The sequence below is a fragment of the Mesorhizobium sp. M0808 genome (genome assembly GCF_040320025.1).
Classification (GTDB): domain Bacteria; phylum Pseudomonadota; class Alphaproteobacteria; order Rhizobiales; family Rhizobiaceae; genus Mesorhizobium.
This window is the reverse complement of the sequence record NZ_JAMYOX010000025.1, coordinates 74,684-93,247: the sequence shown is the minus strand read 5'-3', so window position 1 is coordinate 93,247 and position 18,564 is coordinate 74,684. Positions and strand designations below refer to the sequence as shown.

The 18,564-nt window shown below is 61.4% G+C and carries 16 protein-coding genes; 10 read left to right on the top strand and 6 right to left on the bottom strand.

Translation table 11 applies throughout. The annotated features are described in order from the left end of the window. Positions 1-94: 94 nt before the first annotated feature. Both NKI25_RS24490 and NKI25_RS24485 read right to left on the bottom strand, forming a co-directional pair. Positions 95-463: a four helix bundle protein gene (locus tag NKI25_RS24490; RefSeq protein ID WP_352829358.1), complete on the bottom strand. Its 369-nt coding sequence runs from the start codon at positions 461-463 to the stop codon at positions 95-97. 58 nt (positions 464-521) lie between these two features. Continuing rightward, a complete protein-coding gene (locus tag NKI25_RS24485; protein WP_352457076.1) occupies positions 522-1,955 on the bottom strand; it encodes a glutamine synthetase family protein in 1,434 nt (477 codons plus the stop codon). Between the two features lie 167 nt (positions 1,956-2,122). On the opposite strand from NKI25_RS24485, the gene NKI25_RS24480 reads away from it, so the two are divergent. Continuing rightward, entirely contained in the window at positions 2,123-2,839 is a 717-nt protein-coding gene (locus NKI25_RS24480) for an HAD family hydrolase (RefSeq protein WP_352829357.1), read from the top strand. Between the two features lie 32 nt (positions 2,840-2,871). Here NKI25_RS24480 and NKI25_RS24475 read toward each other — a convergent pair whose 3' ends face one another. Next, positions 2,872-3,261 (bottom strand): ANTAR domain-containing protein, encoded by a 390-nt coding sequence (locus tag NKI25_RS24475; RefSeq protein ID WP_352829355.1) that lies wholly within the window; start codon positions 3,259-3,261, stop codon positions 2,872-2,874. Between the two features lie 430 nt (positions 3,262-3,691). On the opposite strand from NKI25_RS24475, the gene NKI25_RS24470 reads away from it, so the two are divergent. Next, positions 3,692-4,153 (top strand): RidA family protein, encoded by a 462-nt coding sequence (locus NKI25_RS24470; protein WP_352829353.1) that lies wholly within the window; start codon positions 3,692-3,694, stop codon positions 4,151-4,153. 53 nt (positions 4,154-4,206) lie between these two features. Here the strand turns inward: NKI25_RS24470 and NKI25_RS24465 are convergent, their stop codons facing one another. Both NKI25_RS24465 and aceA read right to left on the bottom strand, forming a co-directional pair. Continuing rightward, complete coding sequence (locus NKI25_RS24465; RefSeq protein WP_023677446.1) at positions 4,207-4,461, bottom strand: SMc00767 family acetate metabolism repressor; 255 nt, start codon at positions 4,459-4,461, stop codon at positions 4,207-4,209. A 70-nt stretch (positions 4,462-4,531) separates the two neighbouring features. After that, a complete protein-coding gene (gene aceA, locus NKI25_RS24460; RefSeq protein ID WP_352999634.1) occupies positions 4,532-5,821 on the bottom strand; it encodes an isocitrate lyase in 1,290 nt (429 codons plus the stop codon). Positions 5,822-6,059: 238 nt separating this feature from the next. Between aceA and NKI25_RS24455 the strand changes: the two genes are divergently transcribed. The 7 genes from NKI25_RS24455 to NKI25_RS24425 all read left to right on the top strand — a co-directional run bounded on the left by NKI25_RS24455 (position 6,060) and on the right by NKI25_RS24425 (position 14,198). After that, positions 6,060-7,511 carry a helix-turn-helix domain-containing protein gene (locus NKI25_RS24455; RefSeq protein WP_352829351.1) on the top strand — a complete coding sequence of 484 codons (1,452 nt, stop codon included), beginning with the start codon at positions 6,060-6,062 and terminating at the stop codon, positions 7,509-7,511. A 117-nt stretch (positions 7,512-7,628) separates the two neighbouring features. Then, positions 7,629-8,606, top strand: a complete 978-nt coding sequence (locus NKI25_RS24450; protein WP_352829349.1) for a DUF2167 domain-containing protein — start codon at positions 7,629-7,631, stop codon at positions 8,604-8,606. A gap of 182 nt (positions 8,607-8,788) precedes the next feature. Further along, the gene (locus tag NKI25_RS24445) at positions 8,789-9,742 is read left to right on the top strand and encodes a DMT family transporter (RefSeq protein WP_023677450.1); all 954 of its coding nucleotides are present in this window, start codon (positions 8,789-8,791) and stop codon (positions 9,740-9,742) included. Positions 9,743-10,094: 352 nt separating this feature from the next. Beyond that, entirely contained in the window at positions 10,095-11,192 is a 1,098-nt protein-coding gene (locus NKI25_RS24440; protein WP_352999632.1) for a polyamine ABC transporter substrate-binding protein, read from the top strand. A 73-nt stretch (positions 11,193-11,265) separates the two neighbouring features. Continuing rightward, positions 11,266-12,405, top strand: a complete 1,140-nt coding sequence (locus tag NKI25_RS24435; RefSeq protein ID WP_352634656.1) for an ABC transporter ATP-binding protein — start codon at positions 11,266-11,268, stop codon at positions 12,403-12,405. A gap of 9 nt (positions 12,406-12,414) precedes the next feature. Beyond that, on the top strand, positions 12,415-13,383 hold the full coding sequence (locus NKI25_RS24430; protein ID WP_352829345.1) for an ABC transporter permease subunit: 969 nt from the start codon (positions 12,415-12,417) through the stop codon (positions 13,381-13,383). Next, positions 13,380-14,198, top strand: a complete 819-nt coding sequence (locus NKI25_RS24425; protein ID WP_352577544.1) for an ABC transporter permease — start codon at positions 13,380-13,382, stop codon at positions 14,196-14,198. Before NKI25_RS24430 ends, NKI25_RS24425 begins: the two co-directional genes overlap by 4 nt. Positions 14,199-14,205: 7 nt before the next feature. On the opposite strand, the gene NKI25_RS24420 is transcribed toward NKI25_RS24425, so the two are convergent. Then, the gene (locus NKI25_RS24420; protein WP_352457085.1) at positions 14,206-16,056 is read right to left on the bottom strand and encodes an AsmA family protein; all 1,851 of its coding nucleotides are present in this window, start codon (positions 16,054-16,056) and stop codon (positions 14,206-14,208) included. 282 nt (positions 16,057-16,338) lie between these two features. On the opposite strand from NKI25_RS24420, the gene NKI25_RS24415 reads away from it, so the two are divergent. Continuing rightward, on the top strand, positions 16,339-18,297 hold the full coding sequence (locus NKI25_RS24415; protein WP_352634654.1) for an acetoacetate--CoA ligase: 1,959 nt from the start codon (positions 16,339-16,341) through the stop codon (positions 18,295-18,297). The last annotated feature ends 267 nt before the right edge of the window (positions 18,298-18,564 follow it).

Here is an 18,564-nt window from a genome sequence, read left to right as displayed (position 1 = left end):
TTGGCAGGCGGGCCGGTGCGCACCCGGTCCGTACGGGTGTAGTTGGGTATTTCTTAAGCGTTTTAGTGCTCTAGGGCAGTAGGGCAGTAGGTGTCTATTCAGCCGACAGCTTGCGGATCAGAAGCCGCAAGAGCTTTCCTACGCTCTCGCTGTGGGGCATCAATGACTCGACCGCCTCGCGAGAGGTAATTCCAACCCTTTGCGCGATTAAAAGGTGTGTCTCCAGTTCCTTGAGTGATCCCTGGGCGATCCTGAGAAACTGCTGGTAGGAAGCTCGGCTTTCTCCGCCGTAACCCTCGGCGATGTTGGCGGGCACCGACGTTGCTGCCCGACGCACCTGACTCGTCAGCCCGTAGATCTCGTCTTTCGGCCAAGTCCTTGTTACTTGGTAGATTGCAACTGTTAGGTCCATGGCTTGCTGCCAAACGATCAGATCCCTGTACGATGCGATCTTGTCCGTCATCCTTGCCCTACTGCCCTACTGCCATATTGCCCTACTCCCCTACTCCCCTACTCCCCTACTACACATTCAGCAGCAAATACTCCCTCTCCCACGGGCTGATCACTTCCATGAAGGTCTCGAATTCCGCTCGCTTGATCGCCGCATAGGTGGCGGCAAATGACTTGCCGAGCAGCGCGCCGAGTTCTTCGTCAGCCTCGAACAGGTCGACGGCTTCGAGCAGGCTGCGCGGCAGGTCGATCTGGTCCTCGTTGGCGGTCGTCAGAACCGGCGGCTCGGCCTTGATCTTGTTGGTCATGCCGATCAGTCCGCAGGCAAGCGATGCCGCCAGCGCCAGATAGGGGTTGGCGTCGGAGGAGGGGATGCGGTTTTCGACGCGCCGCGCCGCCGGGTCGGAGCGGGGCACGCGGAAGGCCGTGGTGCGGTTGTCGTAGCCCCATTTGTTGTTGACCGGCGCCGAGGCCGACTGCGTCAGCCGCCGGTAGGAATTGACGTAGGGCGCAAACATCACCAGCGCGTTCGGCACATGTTTCTGCATGCCGCCGATGAAATGGAAGAAGGCCTCGGTCTCCGAGCCGTCCTCCGCCGAAAAAACGTTCTTGCCGGTCTTCTTGTCGATGATCGACTGATGGATATGCATGGCCGAACCGGGCTGCCCTTGGATCGGCTTGGCCATAAACGTGGCGTAGATCTCGTGCTTGAGCGCCGCCTCGCGGATGGTTCGCTTGAACATGAACACCTGGTCGGCGAGCTCGATCGGATCGCCGTGACGCAGATTGATTTCGAGCTGGCCGGCGCCCTCCTCGTGGATCAGCGTGTCGATCTCCAGACCCTGGCTTTCGGAGAAATGGTAGATGTCGTCGATCAATTCGTCGAATTCGTTAACCCCGGCGATCGAATAGCCGGCGCCGCCGCCGATCGGCCGTCCCGATCGACCTACTGGCGGGGTCAGCGGATAGTCCGGATCGGGGTTCTTGCGCACCAGGTAGAACTCGATCTCGGGTGCCACGACCGGCCTCAGCCCACGCTTGTCATAGGCGGCAAGCACGCGCTTCAGCACGTTGCGCGGCGTGAACTCGACCGAGCGGCCGTCCTGGTGGACGAGGTCGCAGATAACCGCCGCGGTAGGGTCCTCCTCCCACGGCACCACCGTCAGCGTCGAGAGGTCAGGCATCAGCTTGAGGTCGCCGTCGTCCTCCGGATAGTGGAAGCCGTTGCCGTCCTCCGGATAGCCGCCGGAAATCGTTGTCATGAACACCGCCGAAGGCAGCGCCAGCGAGGTGTTGGAGGTGAACTTCTTCGATGGCATCATCTTGCCGCGCGCAACCCCCGCCTGGTCGGGTGTGATGCATTCGATATCTTCGATGCCGCGCCATTCCAGCCAGGCGCTGACTTCCTTCCAGTTCTTGACGCCACGTTGGTTTTTCACGAAGGCAGGCGTGCGGGCGCGTCCTCCGCGGCTCGACGGACGGACTTCCTTTTTTGCAGGCGGCATCAATCACCAGATTTGTTGCAGATTGTGGAGTATAGCCGTTGCCGACGACGAAAGGGAAGGGGAGCCGGCTGGCGTGCGCCTCGATAACCGGGGGAACACAACGACTTCCGGATAAAAGCCTCCTGGTCTAGGGTCGGCCTCCCGCAACGCTGCAATTAATGGTCCCCATGCAACACAGCCGCAAACTGACGACGATCGGCTTCGACGCCGATGACACGCTGTGGCAGAACGAACAGTTCTTCCGCGTGACCGAGAAGCGCTTTGCCGCACTGCTCGCCGATCAAGCCGAGGAGGACCGGATTTCAGCAAGATTGCTGGAGGCCGAGAAGCGCAACCTCGCGGTCTACGGCTTCGGCATCAAGGGGTTCACGCTGTCGATGATCGAGACGGCGATCGAGGTCACCAACGGCCAGGTGCGGGCCTCGACTATCGCCGAAATTCTCGCCGCGGGCCGCGAGATGCTCAGCCATCCGATCGAGCCGCTTCCGCATGCGCGCGAAACCGTGGAAAAGCTGGCCGGCGCCTACCGCCTGGTGCTGATCACCAAGGGCGACCTGTTCGACCAGGAACGCAAGCTCGCGCAATCCGGGCTGGGCGAGCTGTTTGATGCCGTCGAGATCGTCAGCGACAAGAGCGCGGCCACCTATAGCCGCATCTTCAGCCGCCACGGCGACGGCCCGGAAAAGGGCATGATGGTCGGCAACTCGCTCAAATCGGACGTCGTGCCGGCCATCGAAGCCGGCAGTTGGGGCATCCACGTTCCGCATGATCTGACCTGGGTGCTGGAACATGTCGAGCCGCCGGTCTCGGCACCACGCTTTCGCCAGATAGCCAATCTCGGTGAACTGCCGGGCTTGATCGAGCGTATCGGCGAGATTGATTGATCAGGTCTGCAGCCGAGGCATCACGGTAGAGGTCAGTTGCGGCCGACCCCGACCAGCCGGTCGATCACCGGCTGCAGCCGTTCGGTGGTGATCGGCTTGACGACCACTGCATCGATGACGCTGGACAGGCCCAGGCTCTCCGGCGTGCCGGTCTTGACTGAAAGCAGGATCACCGACGGAAGCGATCTGCCTGACGCCCTTCGCAGTGCATCGATACCCGACAGCAAGGCGTCGCAGTCCCCATTCTCCGCACCGCCGTCGAGAACGACAGCCCCGGGAATCAGCGCGTGCAAGGCCTTTGCCGCGGTTTCGGGAGTTTCCGAGATCGGTTTGAGGCCGGACCGCTCCACGATTTTTGAAACCACGACGCGGTTGATCGGTGATTTTCCGACCACCAGCACCCGCGAGAAATCCGGGAGCATCCGCGTCTCCATGTCCCGACTGACGAAAGGCAGCTGTTTTGCAGTCTCGATATCGCGATTCGCTGGGCACATGGCGGGGCAGGCCGTTGTTCAATGTTTCAATGCAGGGTTGAAACTCGAGAGGTAATTGGCGTGAGATCACTGCTCATGTCAAGCTCAAATGGCGTATCAGGAGAATATCGCAAGAAACATTAAAATTAAAATTAAGTGCTTTTCTTTGCCGCCGCCCGAAGAAGAAGTTCCCACCACAACCGGGCAGGCTCAGCTAAGTTTGGCTTTGCAGCGCGAACGCACGAACTCGCAGCCGTAGCCGGGTTGACGTAAGGTTGGACGAAGGCGAGTCGGGCCTGTCGCGAGCTTGTCGTATCGCCTCGCCGGACTACCCTTCCTCGTTGGCTAAGCACGTCTCTTTGACCGACGGGAGATGACGATGGAACTAGTGACTCACAAGAAATTCAAAAATGGCCGGTTGATGCCATGGGGAAAGGGTACGGTCGTTACCGGCGCAAAGGGGTTTGTCTACCTTTCCGGAAACACCGCGACGGCCGAGGACTACGATCCGATCGGCAAAAGCGGCGGCGCCGCCATTGGCGATGCAGCGGCACAGTGGCGCGCAATTCTCACCAATATCAAATCAGATCTGGAGGAGCTTGGCAGTGCGCTCGAGCATCTCATCCGGCTGACCTTCTTTGTTAAGGGGCCATTTCCAGATGGCGGCGTGCTGAGCTCGCCCAATTTTCGCTTGGACGTCTTGGACGAATTCTTTGCCGTGCACTGCCCGAAGCACTGCAGCTACAACAACCCGCCGCCCTCGGAAGTTATTGGCGTTGCAGCGCTTGCGCAGCCTGATCTTGTCATTGAAATCGTTGCATTAGCGGCTCTGCCGAATTAGGCAAAGCCGCGGCGTGCAAGGTGCGATAGCATGCGCTCAAAAGAGGCGCGGTGCTATCGAGTTTGTCTGTCGTGGCTCCGCTGTGTGACGATGACCGGGATCAGCAGATCGCCCCAGTTGCCGTCGCCGCCATGGTGCCGTGCCGAGCGCACCAGTTCGACCGAGACGCCTGCCTCGACCGCCTTCATCACCGACTGATTGAGCCTGTGCAGATCGTTCGCCAGCATGCGGATGGTCGCCTGCTGGTCGACATTCATGCTGGTGGCCTGCTCTTCGGCCCGTTCCTTGACGCGGCTTATCGAAGCCATTGGTCTTCTCCCTGTGTTGCCATGCCTGTTGTGTTGCCATGCCCGTTTGGGCGTTCACTCTGTTTGTCTGCTATTCCGCCGCCGGCCTGAATTGGGCGCGCTCGGTCGATCCCTGCATGGCCGTGGTCGAAGACTGGCCACCGGTGATCGCCATCGAGACGGCATCGAAATAGCCGGTGCCGACCTCGCGCTGGTGCTTGGTGGCGGTATAGCCATTGGCTTCCGCGGCGAATTCCGCCTGCTGCAGTTCCGAATAGGCGGCCATCTGCCGCTCCTTGTAGCCGCGGGCGAGCTCGAACATGCCGAAATTGAGCTGGTGGAAACCGGCCAGCGTAATGAACTGGAACTTGTAACCGATGGCGCCGAGTTCCTTCTGGAACTTCGCGATCATTGCGTCTTCGAGATTCTTCTTCCAGTTGAAAGACGGCGAGCAATTATAGGCAAGCAGCTTGCCTGGATGATGCTTGCGCACGCCTTCGGCAAACGTCCTGGCCTGCGCCAGATCGGGCTTGGAAGTCTCGCACCAGATCAGGTCCGCATAGGGCGCATAGGCGACGGCGCGGGCGATGCAGGGCTCGATGCCGTTGCTGACACGATAGAAGCCCTCCGCGGTGCGGCCGGCGCCATAATCGACGAAGGGCTGGTCGCGCTCATCGATGTCGGAGGTCAAGAGCTGTGCCGCTTCCGCGTCGGTGCGTGCCACGACCAGCGTCGGCGTACCCATGACGTCGGCGGCAAGCCGCGCCGCGTTGAGGTTGCGGATATGTGCGGCGGTCGGGATCAGCACCTTGCCGCCAAGATGGCCGCATTTCTTCTCCGAAGCCAGCTGGTCCTCGTAATGGATGCCGGCCGCACCCGCCTCGATGAACGCCTTCATGATCTCGAAGGCGTTGAGCGGCCCGCCGAAACCGGCTTCCGCGTCGGCGACGATCGGCGCGAACCAGGTGTCGACCGACAGCCCGTTGCCTTCCGAAGTCTCGATCTGGTCGGCGCGCTGTAAGGTGCGGTTTATGCGCTTGACCAGTTCGGGCGCGGCATTTGCGGGATAAAGCGACTGGTCCGGGTACATGGCGGAAGCGGTGTTGGCATCGGCGGCGACCTGCCATCCTGACAGATAGATCGCTTTCAGCCCGGCCCGCACCTGCTGCATCGCCTGGTTGCCCGACATGGCACCCAGCGCGTTGACGAAATCCTCTTCATGGATGAGCTGCCACAGCCGGTTTGCCCCCATTTCGGCGAGGCTCTGCCGGATCTGCACCGAGCCGCGCAGCCGCTTCACGTCGTCCGGTGAATAGGGCCTTTCGATGCCATCAAAGCGGCCTTGCGGCGCCGACGGGACGAGGTTGTAAAAGTCGGTCATTGATCACTCCAGGCGGTTTTGATGCCGGTTTAGGAAGGCGTCGCAGAGGGAAAATATGTGCGCCATATGTGTGACACCATTTACACGTCGGCACGACGCAAGCGAGGTAAACCTCCGGATCAGTCATAAAATAAGGGAAAACCTGTGTTGTGTTTGACTGATGAGAGCTGTAAATCTGTCATGGTTGTAAAGACAGCCATGCCATCGGCGGATGTAAAATTCTGTCAAGGAAACTCGATTGGCCGACCACAAAATCTTTGCCGGGCCGCGCATTCGTCGCATCCGCAACGCCAAGGGGCTGACCCAGACGGCGATGGCCGAAGGGCTCGGCATCTCGCCGTCCTATCTCAATCTTATCGAGCGCAACCAGCGGCCGCTGACGGTGCAACTGATCCTGAGGCTGGCATCCGTCTACAAGGTTGACCCGCACGAACTGCAGGGCGAGGCGCGGGGATCGGTCGCCGATTTGAAGGAAGTGTTTTCAGATCCGTTGCTGGCCGGCGAACTGCCGGGCGACCAGGAACTCATCGAGCTTGCCGAGGCGGCGCCCAACGCTTCCGCCGCTGTGATAAAACTGTTTCGCGCCTATCGCGAGCAGGCCGAGCGATTATCGGATCTCAACGAGCTGCTCGCGCGTGAGGGCAAGGCCACCGCACTCTCCGGTGCCCGGCTGCCGATCGACGAGGTGCATGAGATTTTCGAACGCCGGCCGAATCATTTTGCCGCGCTCGAAGAGGAAGCCGAGGCATTCACGTCGGTGCTCGATCCTGGCGACGATCTGTTCAGTGCGTTGAAGGCTTGGCTGCGGCGTGAATTCGGCATCGTCGTTAAGGTACTGCCGGTCGCTACCATGCCCAACTGGCGGCGTCGCTATGACCGTCACTCGCAACGCCTGTTCCTGTCCGAGCGCCTGTCGCCATTCGATCAGCTGCGCGAGGTGGCTATGGAGGCCTGCCTGATCCGCATGAGCGTCGCTGTCGCCGCCGAGATCCAGGCGCTGAAGCTGACCACGGACGAAGCCCGCCGGCTGGCGCGTTTCGAGCTCGGCCGCTATGCCGCGCACGCTCTGATGATGCCCTATCAGCCTTTTCACGCCGCTGCGGTCCGCACCCGCTACGATATAGACATGTTGCGGTCGCGCTTCGGCGTTTCCTTCGAGCAGGCGGCGAACCGGCTGACCACGCTGCAGCGGCCGGGTGCGTCGGGTGTGCCGTTCTTCATGCTCGAGGTCGACAGTGCCGGCAATCGGTTCCGCAAGGCGGGCAGCCACGGCTTTCCGCAAAGCCGCTTCGGCGGCGGCTGTCCGAAGCTGCCGGTCCATGCCGCCTTCGCCCAGCCCGGCCAGATCCTGGTCGAGGCAGTGGAAATGCCCGACGGTGCGGCGTTCCTCTGCATGGCCCGCACGCTCGAAGGGCCGCAGGGCTCGTTTGCCGAGCGCCCGCGGCGCACGGCGCTGTTGCTCGGCTGCGACATCGGTTTTCGCGACGAGGTCGTCTATGGAGCGGCATTGCCGGGGCCGGCCGCCATCGGCAAGACCGGACAGAACGCCGCCGTGCCGGCGACACCGGTCGGCCCTGCCTGCCGGCTGTGCGAACGCATCGGCTGCCTCGCCCGCGCCGAGCCACCCGTTACACGTCCGCTCGGCCTCGACGAGATGGTCACGGGACTGTCGGCGTTCGATTTCCAGTGATTCGGCTCCAGCAATATTGCGGCTGAATCTTCGACCAAAGGACCTCATCTGTTCCTGCGGCCGCAACCAGTAAGCTGGTTCGCGGTTGCCGACCAAAATATTGGTTCAGCAAAAATATTGATTCAGCCGAATATTGATTCAGCATTGACGGTACGGTATCAAAAAAAGAACTGCGAAACGGTCGGGGGATCAATGATGGGCAGGACAGTTTTTTGGCTTGGCTTGGCGCTCGCGTTTTCGGCCGATCCCGCATTGGCTGAAAAGTCCTCGGATTTCTTCAATTCCTATCAACACTACAATGATGCCGGCAAGGCGTTCCTGGACAAGATCGATCCGAAGACCGGCGCGATAAATCTTGCCGAAGGCATCCATCTCGACCTCAAGGACAAGTTCTATTTTCTGGACAAGAAGGACACGCTCTCCGTCCTCACCGAAGCCTGGGGCAATCCGCCCGACTCTGGTTCCGATGCCCTCGGCATGATCTTTCCAGTCTCCCATGATCCCATTGCCGACAACAATTGGGGGATAGAACTGCGCTGGGAAAAGATCGGTTACGTCGACGACAGCGACGCCGCGTCCATCGATTACAATGAACTGCTGCGCAACATGCAGTCAGACACTCTGTCCGGCAACGATCAGAGGGTAAAGGATGGCTATGCGCCCATTACGCTGATCGGCTGGGCGTCGCCGCCGGTTTATGACGCGGCCCACAAGCGCCTGCACTGGGCCAAGGAGCTGCAATTTGGCAACGATGCCGCCCATACGCTCAACTACGACGTCCGTTTCCTTGGCAGGGAGGGCGTCTTCGTGATGAGCTATATCGCGACGGTGGAACAATTGCCGGAGATAAGGCAAAGCCTGGATGAAGTGCTTGGCCTCGCGGACTTCAATACCGGCAAGACATACGCCGATTTCGTGCCGGGCGTAGATACGGTTGCGGCGATTGGCGTCGGTGGCCTGATTGCCGGCAAGCTGGCGGCGAAAGCAGGTTTTCTGGTCGTGGCGCTGATCGCGCTGAAAAAGTTTGGCCTGCTCCTGCTGATTCCGCTGGCCGGTCTCTGGCGTTTTATCCGCGGCAACAAGAGCACCTCGTAACGCATCATCGACAAGTCGCCTCGGATCATCGCCGGGCGAGGGGCGAGGCGCCCTCATCAGTGCGCCAAACGGAACATCTAACTGGATCACGCCCGGCCTTCTGCTTTGCGTTACGCGAATTAGGCACGTCTCTGTCGTCCATTGCACATCGTGCTGCTCCGAATTCGCCGACAGTCGTACCCATGACCGATACCGCATCATCTCCGGTTGCCGCTTCGCCGATCGTGTCGCCGCAAGGGGAACGCGTCGGTTTCCTGCTGGTATTCCTGTCGGCGTTGATGTGGAGCTTCGGCGGCAGCATTGCGCGCTTCATCGACAACGCCGACAGCTGGACGGTGGTGTTCTGGCGCTCGGTCTGGGCCGCCGCCTTCCTGCTCTGCTTCATGGTCTGGCGCGACGGCTGGCGTGGCACGCTGAAGCTGTTTCGCGGCATGGGCCTGGCCGGCCTTGCGGTGGCGTTCTGCTTCGCCACGGCGTCGACCTCTTTCGTCGTGGCGCTTGCCTATACCACCGTCGCCAACATCCTGTTGATGCAGGCCGGCGTGCCGCTTCTGGCGGCGCTGTTTGCCTGGGCGCTGTTTCGCGAACGGGTGGCGGTGGCGACCTGGGTGGCGATCGCCGCCGTCATTGTCGGCGTCGCCATCATGGTGTCGGAATCGCTCGATGGCGCGGTGTCGCCGATCGGCGACGGGCTGGCGCTGCTCATCGCCGTCATGTTCTCGATCGCCACCGTCATCACGCGCCGCTTTGCCCATGTGCGCATGACGCCGGCGACCTGCCTCGGCACGATGCTGGCGGCCGCCTTTGCGGCATCGCAGGCGTCGGCGCTGGGCGTCTCCAGTCACGATATGGGCTTCCTCTTTGCCTTTGGCGTGATCAATCTGGGACTCGGTCTCGCCTTCTTCGCCACCGGAGCCCGGCTTGTTCCGGCCGCCGTCGCGGCGCTGCTCGGCACGTTCGAACCGATCCTTGGCCCGATCTGGGTCTGGCTCATCCATTCCGAGGTGCCGTCGGCGCGCACCATCGTCGGCGGTGCGGTCGTGGTCACCGCGCTGCTCGTCCATATCGGGCTCGAGTTCAAGCGTCAGACGCGGCCCGCGCGAGCGGGCGTCACCGGTGTGCCGTCACCTAATTGATGCAGTGCGCGCGTCAAAGCGAGATGAACCATTGACAACGTTGCAGCCGCGCGGGCAGGCTGCGATCACGGCAACAACAAGACAGGCGTATCTTGCCAAGTCTCCATGCCGGCCGCATCGAGGCCGGACAATATCGTCGTCTCCCTGCCCGCGCCGTAGCGAAAGCTTCCGACGGCGTCGGAACACCACCAACGCCACGCCAGGTCTTCGCTGTCGGCTCGCCGCCGAACGATAATGGCGCCGGCAATTCGCGCTTGTCGCCTGCCTGCAAGCCCAATACCTTGAAGCAAATGCCCAGCCGCGCGGACGCCGCGACGAGCTGGCTACGGAACACTCATCAAAGGAGAATAGCATGACCCGCAAAGCGCTCTGGCTTTCGGCGACTTCGGCGTTTCTGGCAGTTTTCACCTTGGGCGCACGTGCCGAGGATCGCGTCGTCAACGTCTTCAACTGGTCGGACTATATCGACAGTTCGATCATCGACGACTTCACCAAGGAAACCGGCATCAAGGTCGTCTACGACACTTTCGATTCCAACGAGATCCTGGAAACGAAACTGCTCGCCGGCGGCAGCGGCTACGATGTCGTCGTGCCCAGCGGCAATTTCCTTGCACGCCAGATCCAGGCGGGTGTGTTCCAGAAGCTCGACAAGTCGAAACTGCCGAACATTTCAAATATGTGGGACACGGTCATGGAACGGACCGCCAAATATGATCCCGGCAACGAATATTCGATCAACTACATGTGGGGTACGGTTGGCATCGGCTACAACATCAAGAAGGTGCAGGCAGCGCTCGGCACCGACAAGATCGACAGCTGGGACGTGTTCTTCAATCCCGAAAGCCTGGCCAAATTGAAGGACTGCGGCGTCTATGTGCTGGATTCGCCGGCCGACATCATACCGGCGGCACTGAAATATCTGGGCCTCGATCCGAACAGCACGTCGCCCGATGAGATTGCCAAGGCCGAAGAAACCTTGCTGAAGGTCCGGCCCTATATCCGCAAGTTCCACTCTTCCGAATACATCAACGCCCTTGCCAATGGCGACATCTGCCTGGCGGTCGGCTGGTCGGGTGACGTCTTCCAGGCCCGCAACCGCGCCGACGAAGCCAAGCAGGGCGTCGAGATCGGCTACTCCGTGCCGAAGGAAGGTGCCCAGATGTGGTTCGACCAGATGGCGATCCCGGCCGATGCGCCGCATGTCGCCGAAGCCCATGAGTTCCTGAACTACATGATGAAGCCCGAAGTGATCGCCAAATCGTCGAACTATGTGCTCTATGCCAACGGCAACAAGGCTTCGCAGCAGTTCATCGACAAGGCGATCCTGGAAGATCCGGCGATCTATCCGGATGCAGCCACCTTGCAGAAGCTCTACACCGTATCGCCTTACGATCCCAAGACCCAGCGCATCATCACTCGCACCTGGACCAAGATCGTCACCGGCCAATAGCAATCTGACCAGGCCCCGGCAGCCGTTGCCGGGGCCGCTTTCTCATGGGGCAAGCAGCAGGACGGAGTGGGACATGAAATCGCTTGGCAGCATCCGCAGGGATTTTGCGCCATGGAACGATCCGAACGCCAAGCCATACATCCAGTTCGACAACGTCACCAAGAAATTCGGTGAGTTCACAGCGGTCAACAACCTGTCGCTGACCATTTTCGAACGCGAATTCTTTGCCTTGCTGGGGGCCTCAGGCTGCGGGAAATCGACACTGCTTAGGATGCTTGCCGGCTTCGAGGAGCCGACCGCCGGCCGCATCCTGCTCGATGGCCAGGATCTGCGCGGCATTCCGCCCTACCGGCGGCCGGTCAACATGATGTTCCAGTCCTACGCCTTGTTTCCGCACATGACGGTCGAGAACAACATCGCCTTCGGCCTCAAGCAGGAAGGCATGGCCAAGGCCGACATCGACAAGCGCGTCGCCGAGATGCTGAAGCTGGTCAAGCTCGAGCAGTTCGCCAAGCGCAAGCCGCACCAATTGTCGGGCGGCCAGCGCCAGCGCGTCGCGCTCGCGCGCTCGGTGGCCAAGCGGCCGAAAGTCCTGCTGCTCGACGAGCCGCTTGGTGCGCTGGACAAGAAGCTGCGCGAGGAAACCCAGTTCGAGCTGATGGACCTGCAGCAGAACCTCGGCCTCACCTTCGTCGTCGTCACCCATGATCAGGAAGAGGCGATGACGATGGCTGACCGCATCGCCATCATCGACAAGGGCGAGGTGATGCAGGTGGCGACGCCGGCCGAGGTCTACGAGGCGCCGGGTTCCCGCTTCGTCGCCGGCTTCGTCGGCAATGTGAATATGTTCGACGGCAAGATCGCGGCTGGCGAGGCCGGCAGCGCGAGCATCGATGCCGGCAACGGCATCACCATCCGGACCGAAAATGCCGGCAGTGCCGCCGCCGGAACATCCGTCACCTTCGCCATCAGGCCGGAGAAGATCAAGGTGTCCTCCACGAAACCGGCCGGTGCCGTCAACGCCATCGAGGGCGAGGTCTACGACATAGCCTATCTCGGCGACATGACCGTCTATCACGTCAGGCTGGACGACGGTCAGGTGGTGCGGGCGAGCACCATGAACGCGGCACGCCTCACCGAGGACCCATTGACCTGGAACGACCGCGCCTGGGTTTCTTTCCGCCCCGACGCCGGCGTCGTCCTGGCACGGTAGGGACTGATCATGTCCGCTGTCACCGCCGCAACAAGCTCTCCGGCAAGCGCTGCCGGCAAATCCGCCTTGGTCAGGCTGGGAGCGGCCTTCGTTAGCCGGCTCGTCATCATCGTCCCCTACCTCTGGCTGCTGTTCTTCTTTCTCGTCCCTTTCATCATCGTCTTCAAGATTTCGCTGTCGCAGACTGCGATCGCCATGCCGCCCTACACGCCGGTGCTCGATTTCCGCGGCGGCATTTCCGGGTTTATCTCGGAATTCGGCGCGCTCAATTTCGACAACTATACCTGGCTGACGCAGGATGCGCTTTACTTCAATGCCTATGTGACGAGCGTCATCGTCGCCGCCATCTCGACGGTCCTGACATTGCTGGTCGGCTATCCCATTGCCTATGGCATGGCACGCGCTCCGGCGACGATTCGCCCGACCTTGCTGATGCTGGTGATCCTGCCGTTCTGGACCTCGTTCCTGATCCGTGTCTACGCCTGGATTGGCATCCTCAAGCCCGAGGGCCTGCTCAACCAGCTGCTGCTCGCCACCGGCATCATCAGCCAGCCGCTGATCATCCTCAACACCTATACGGCGATCTTCATCGGCATCGTTTACTCCTATCTGCCGTTCATGGTGCTGCCGCTCTATTCGTCCTTGGAGAAAATGGACCATTCTCTGATCGAGGCGGCCAAGGATCTCGGCTGCCCGCCGACCAGCGCCTTCTGGAAGATCACCTTTCCGCTGTCGCTGCCCGGCGTCATCGCCGGCTGCCTCCTGGTGTTCATTCCTGCCGTCGGCGAGTTCGTCATCCCCGACCTGCTCGGCGGCTCGCAGACGCTGATGATCGGCAGGACGCTGTGGAACGAGTTCTTCGCCAACCGCGACTGGCCAGTGTCGTCCGCGGTTGCCGTCATCTTGCTGCTGCTGCTGATCGTGCCGATCATGCTCTTCCAGCGAGCCCAGGCGCGCGCCCAGGAGCAGGACCAATGAATGCGACCTGGAGCCGCTTCAACATCACTTCGATCGTGCTCGGCTTTGCCTTTCTTTACCTGCCGATCGTCCTGCTCGTTGTGTTCTCTTTCAACGAGTCGAAGCTGGTCACCGTCTGGGGCGGCTTTTCGACGAAATGGTATGTGTCGCTGTTCCACAATCGGGGTCTGATGGACGCCACCTGGGTGACGGCCCGCGTCGGCGTCATCTCGGCCACGGTGGCGACCGTGCTCGGCACGCTGGCGGCGCTCACCTTGACACGCTACACGCGCTTTCGCGGCCGGCTGCTGTTTTCGGGCATGGTGTTTGCGCCGCTGGTCATGCCGGAAGTCATCACCGGCCTGTCGCTATTGCTGCTCTTCGTCGCCGTCGGCCTCGACCGCGGCTTTCTGACGGTGACGCTTGCCCACACCACGCTTACCATGTGCTTCGTGGCGGTGGTGGTTCAGTCGCGCCTGATCACTTTCGATCGTTCGCTGGAAGAGGCCGCGATGGATCTCGGTGCGCCACCGGTGAAGACCTTCTTCCAGATCACGCTGCCGGTTATCATGCCGGCTATCGTCTCCGGCTGGATGCTGGCCTTCACGCTGTCGCTCGATGATTTGGTTATTGCCAGCTTCACCTCGGGACCCGGCGCCACGACGCTGCCGATGAAGATCTACAGCCAGGTCCGCCTTGGCGTGACGCCGGAAATCAACGCAGCCTGCACCATCTTGATCGCGGTCGTCGCAGTTGGCGTGATCATCGCTTCGCTCGCCAACAAACGCCGCGAGGTGCAGCGCCAGCGCGACGAGCAGGCCGCGCAGCGAGGTTGAAGGCTCGCTACTCTCCCGAAACGCCGCGGCTTATCGGCGAGATGAACGGCGTGCTCCACGTGCCGCCGACGAAGAACGACGACTGCTTGGGCGGCTGGCCATTCGTCTGCGTGGCAGCCTGGCTCGGCTGGACGATGCCGCCGGACAGCGCCAGCCCGCGTCCGGCATAGGATGCGATGCCGGAAAGCCAGATCTTGTATTGCGCGGAATTCACCTCGGCCTTGTCGATACGCGCCACGCCGTTCGAAATGCTCGCCTTGAGCTCGGCCCCGTCGATCGGCAGCGTTCCGTCCGAGACGTCGTCCAGCGCGAAGAATCCGCCCTGTTCGGTGTGCTTGAGGAACGCCGGCAGGTTAAGCCGGCTCAGCGCACCCGCGCCGAACGTCGCGGACAGCGAGCCATTGGCGTTTTCGAAAATCGAGTCCCAGGTTCTGCCAGGCCCCTTGAGGATGACCGAAACGGTTCCAGTGCCGATCGGCACCAGCCGCGTCATCCCGGCCGCGGTGCCGAAAGCGCCGCCGTCGATATCGGAAGCAAGCAGCCGGATCTCGACTTCCGTGCCGGCGGGCTTGCGGTCGAAACGGACGCTGCTCTGGACGTTGCCGCCAAAGGCGGATGCATCCGAGATGTCGAAGGCGGCAAGGCCGTTCTTGACCTGGGCAGTGGCAGCGACGTCGGCAAGCTGGATGGCGCCGGCGGTGGCATGCGCCGCCGACAGCCTGAGATCGAGATTGATCCGGTCGGCGAAGCTTGTGTCGATTTCGCCCGGGCCGGTGCCGCCGGCGGATGGTACCGGCGTAAAGGCGGAGAGAAATGATCTGAGGTCGAGCGTATCGAAGGCAAGTGTGCCGGAGATCACCGGCAGTGCCTCACCATAGGTGAAGTCCAGCGCACCCATTCCCGGGTTGTTGTCGAGGGTCAGGGCCGTGTTTTCAAATTTGACGCGCCCGGCCGTCGCCGTGATCTTGCTTGAAACCGAGATCGAGCCGATTGCGGCACCGGGCGCGATGCCGGCCTGCGACCATTCGAGCACGCGTCGGAGCGAAGGTGCGGCGAATTTTGCCTGGCCGTCGAAATAGCCGTTCTCCGACATGCTGGCGCGGCCGTCGAACGAAAAACTGGCCGGTGCCGCCTTGAAGGAAAATGTAGCCGGTGCTGTGCCGCCACCAAACAGCACGAGCGGGTTCGGCGATGCGGCGTCGATGGCAACACTTTCGCCGCGCCATATCCCGGTCGCCGACAGCGTCGCATTGCTGTTCATCGCGGCCCAGTTCGCCTGGCCGCTCAGGCTGCTCAATATCTCCTGGTCCTTGCCGCCGATGGCAGCCACTACGCGGCCGTCCCTGAACTCGACTGTGCCGAACGGATCTGTCGGCAGCTTGCCGAGATCCGGCTTGGCGGGATTTGTGTTGATCACCGCGCGGGCAGCATCGATCGAACGCGTAATGCGCCCGCCGCTGGGAATCGCAGGCAGGAAAAACCCGCTCGCGGTACGCTGAACCCGGATCGTCGGTCGTACCAGCCGCGCCGTCGAAAACATCACATCGCCACGCAGCGCCGCCATCGCTGAGAGGTCGACCTCGACCCGTTCGGCCTCGACCACGGGCGGCGCATCCGTCTCTGTCCATTGCGACAGCGTCACGTCGCTCAGGATCGCCCGGAAATTCGGCCAGACCTCGATACGCGGCGCGCCGTCGATGGTGACCCGGAAACCGCTCCACGCGCTCATTTCCCACGCGATACGGTCGCGTACGATGCGGGTCGAGGCGATCAACGGCAAGGCTGCGACAACCAGCGCGATGACGATGACGGCTGCGCCGATCGCCCATATTCCGCGTCGGATCAAAGGTGATGGCATATCGCCCCGTATGCTTCCATTCCGACAAAATCGCCCGGCGGGTGTAACCGACGGCTGACGCATTTCAAGTCTTTATGGCCCGGCGATGGCATTTGCGCACACCCTGACCGGCGCGGTCCAACAAAATCTTGCTCTGCTGCATCGCGATATGCATAAGCGATGCCAATGCATGTCGCCCAAAGTGCGCAGCGGTTTTGGGATAAACGACATGCATAAAGACAAAAGTTTAAAGCGCGTCGCGTGAATCTCTTCAAACGTGACGTGCTTTAAGGAGGAACAATGATGGCTGACGACGCACCGCTCTGGATCCCGACGCAAGAGCAGATCGACGCAGCGCCGATGACCGCCTTCATGAACACCGCGGCGAACATGGCCGGCAAGGTTTTCTCCTCCTATGCCGACCTGCATCGCTGGTCGATCGATGATCGCGAGACCTTCTGGAGCCTGGTCTGGGACTTTTGTGGCATCGTCGGCGACAAGGGCGAACGCGTGCTGGTCGATGGCAACAAGATGCCCGGCGCGACCTTCTTTCCTGAGGCAAAGCTGAATTTCGCCGAGAATCTCCTCAAGAAAACCGGGCTTGGCGACGCAATCGTCTTTCGCGGCGAGGACAAGGTCGAGCGGCGGCTGTCCTGGAACGAGCTGCATGCGCTGACCTCGCGGCTGCAGCGGCTTTTCCTGTCGCTCAAGGTGAAGAAGGGCGACCGCATCGCCGCGATGATGCCCAACATGCCGGAGACCGTTGCTGCGATGCTGGCGGCCGCCTCGATCGGCGCGGTCTGGTCGTCCTGCTCCCCAGATTTCGGCGAGCAGGGGGTTCTCGACCGGTTCGGCCAGATCGAGCCTGTCGTGTTCATCGCGCCGGACGGCTACTGGTACAATGGCAAGGCGATCGAAGTCGCCGACAAGATCGCGGCCGTGGCGGGCAAGCTCGCCACCGTCCGCAAAGTCCTCATTGTCGACTATCTCGGCACCTCGCTCGACGTCGCCGCGACCATCGGCAAGGCGGCTGCGCTGGAAGAGGCGCTGTCACCCTTTGCCGCAAGGCCTGTCGCCTACGAAAGGCTGCCGTTTTCGCATCCGCTGTACATCCTGTTTTCATCGGGCACGACCGGCATTCCCAAATGCATTGTCCATTCGGCCGGCGGAACGCTGATCCAGCACGTCAAGGAAGAACGGCTGCATGCCGGCCTGCTCGACGGCGACCGCTTCTTCTACTTCACCACCTGCGGCTGGATGATGTGGAACTGGCTGGTGTCGGGCTTGGCATCGGGCACCACCTTGCTGCTCTACGACGGCTCGCCGTTCTACCCGGACGGCAATGCGCTGTTCGACTTCGCCGATGCCGAAAAGATGACCTATTTCGGCACCTCGGCCAAATTCATCGATTCCGTGCGCAAGGCCGGCCTGAAGCCGATCCGCACGCATGATCTTTCCAGCGTGCGCACCATCTCATCGACCGGCTCGCCGCTATCGCCGGAAGATTTCCGCTTCGTCTATGAAGGCATCAAGAAGGACGTGCATCTGGCTTCGATTTCCGGCGGCACCGATATCGTCTCCTGCTTCGTGCTCGGCGTGCCGATCGAACCGGTATGGACCGGCGAGATCCAAGGGCCCGGGCTCGGCCTTGCCGTCGATGTCTGGGACGATGACGGCCGCCCGCTCCGCCAGGAGAAGGGCGAGCTCGTCTGCACCAAGACGTTTCCGGCGATGCCGATCGGCTTCTGGAACGACCCTGACGGCAGGAAATACAAGGCCGCCTATTTCGAACGTTTCGACGATGTCTGGTGCCACGGCGATTTCGCCGAATGGACCGTCCATGGTGGCCTGATCATCCATGGCCGTTCCGACGCCACGCTCAATCCGGGCGGTGTCAGGATCGGCACGGCGGAGATCTACAATCAGGTCGAGCAGATGCCGGAAATCCTCGAAGCGCTGTGCATCGGCCAGGATTTCGACAATGACGTGCGTGTCGTGCTGTTCGTGCGGCTGGCGGCCGGCGTTGAGCTCGATGCCGAGCTGGAAAAGCGCATCCGCGCGAAAATCCGCACCGGGGCGAGCCCGCGCCACGTGCCGGCCAAGATCGTCGCCGTCAGCGATATTCCGCGAACCAAATCGGGCAAGATCACCGAGCTCGCGGTACGCGACATGGTGCACGGCCGCGCCATCAAGAACAAGGAAGCGCTCGCCAATCCCGAAGCGCTCGAGCTGTTCCGCAACCTGCCGCAGCTTGCCGACTGACCCTGGGATCCAAGGTGGGAGCCGTTTTGAGGTCAGGTATAGTTAACAAATTATCTCTTCGGAATTTACCTAGATTTCATGAGTGGTACACATTGGTAAATTTTCCGGCGTGCCGGTAAGGATTTGTTAAGGCCCGGCATCAATAGTCGTGCGTAACTTGAGGGAGAAATCCCGTTCCTCTTAGCCCCGAGAGGATCTGATTCGCTCAAGCCCCGTTGTGACAGCAATTCCAATTTCTCAAGGCGTCCTGTTGGACGCCTTTTTTCT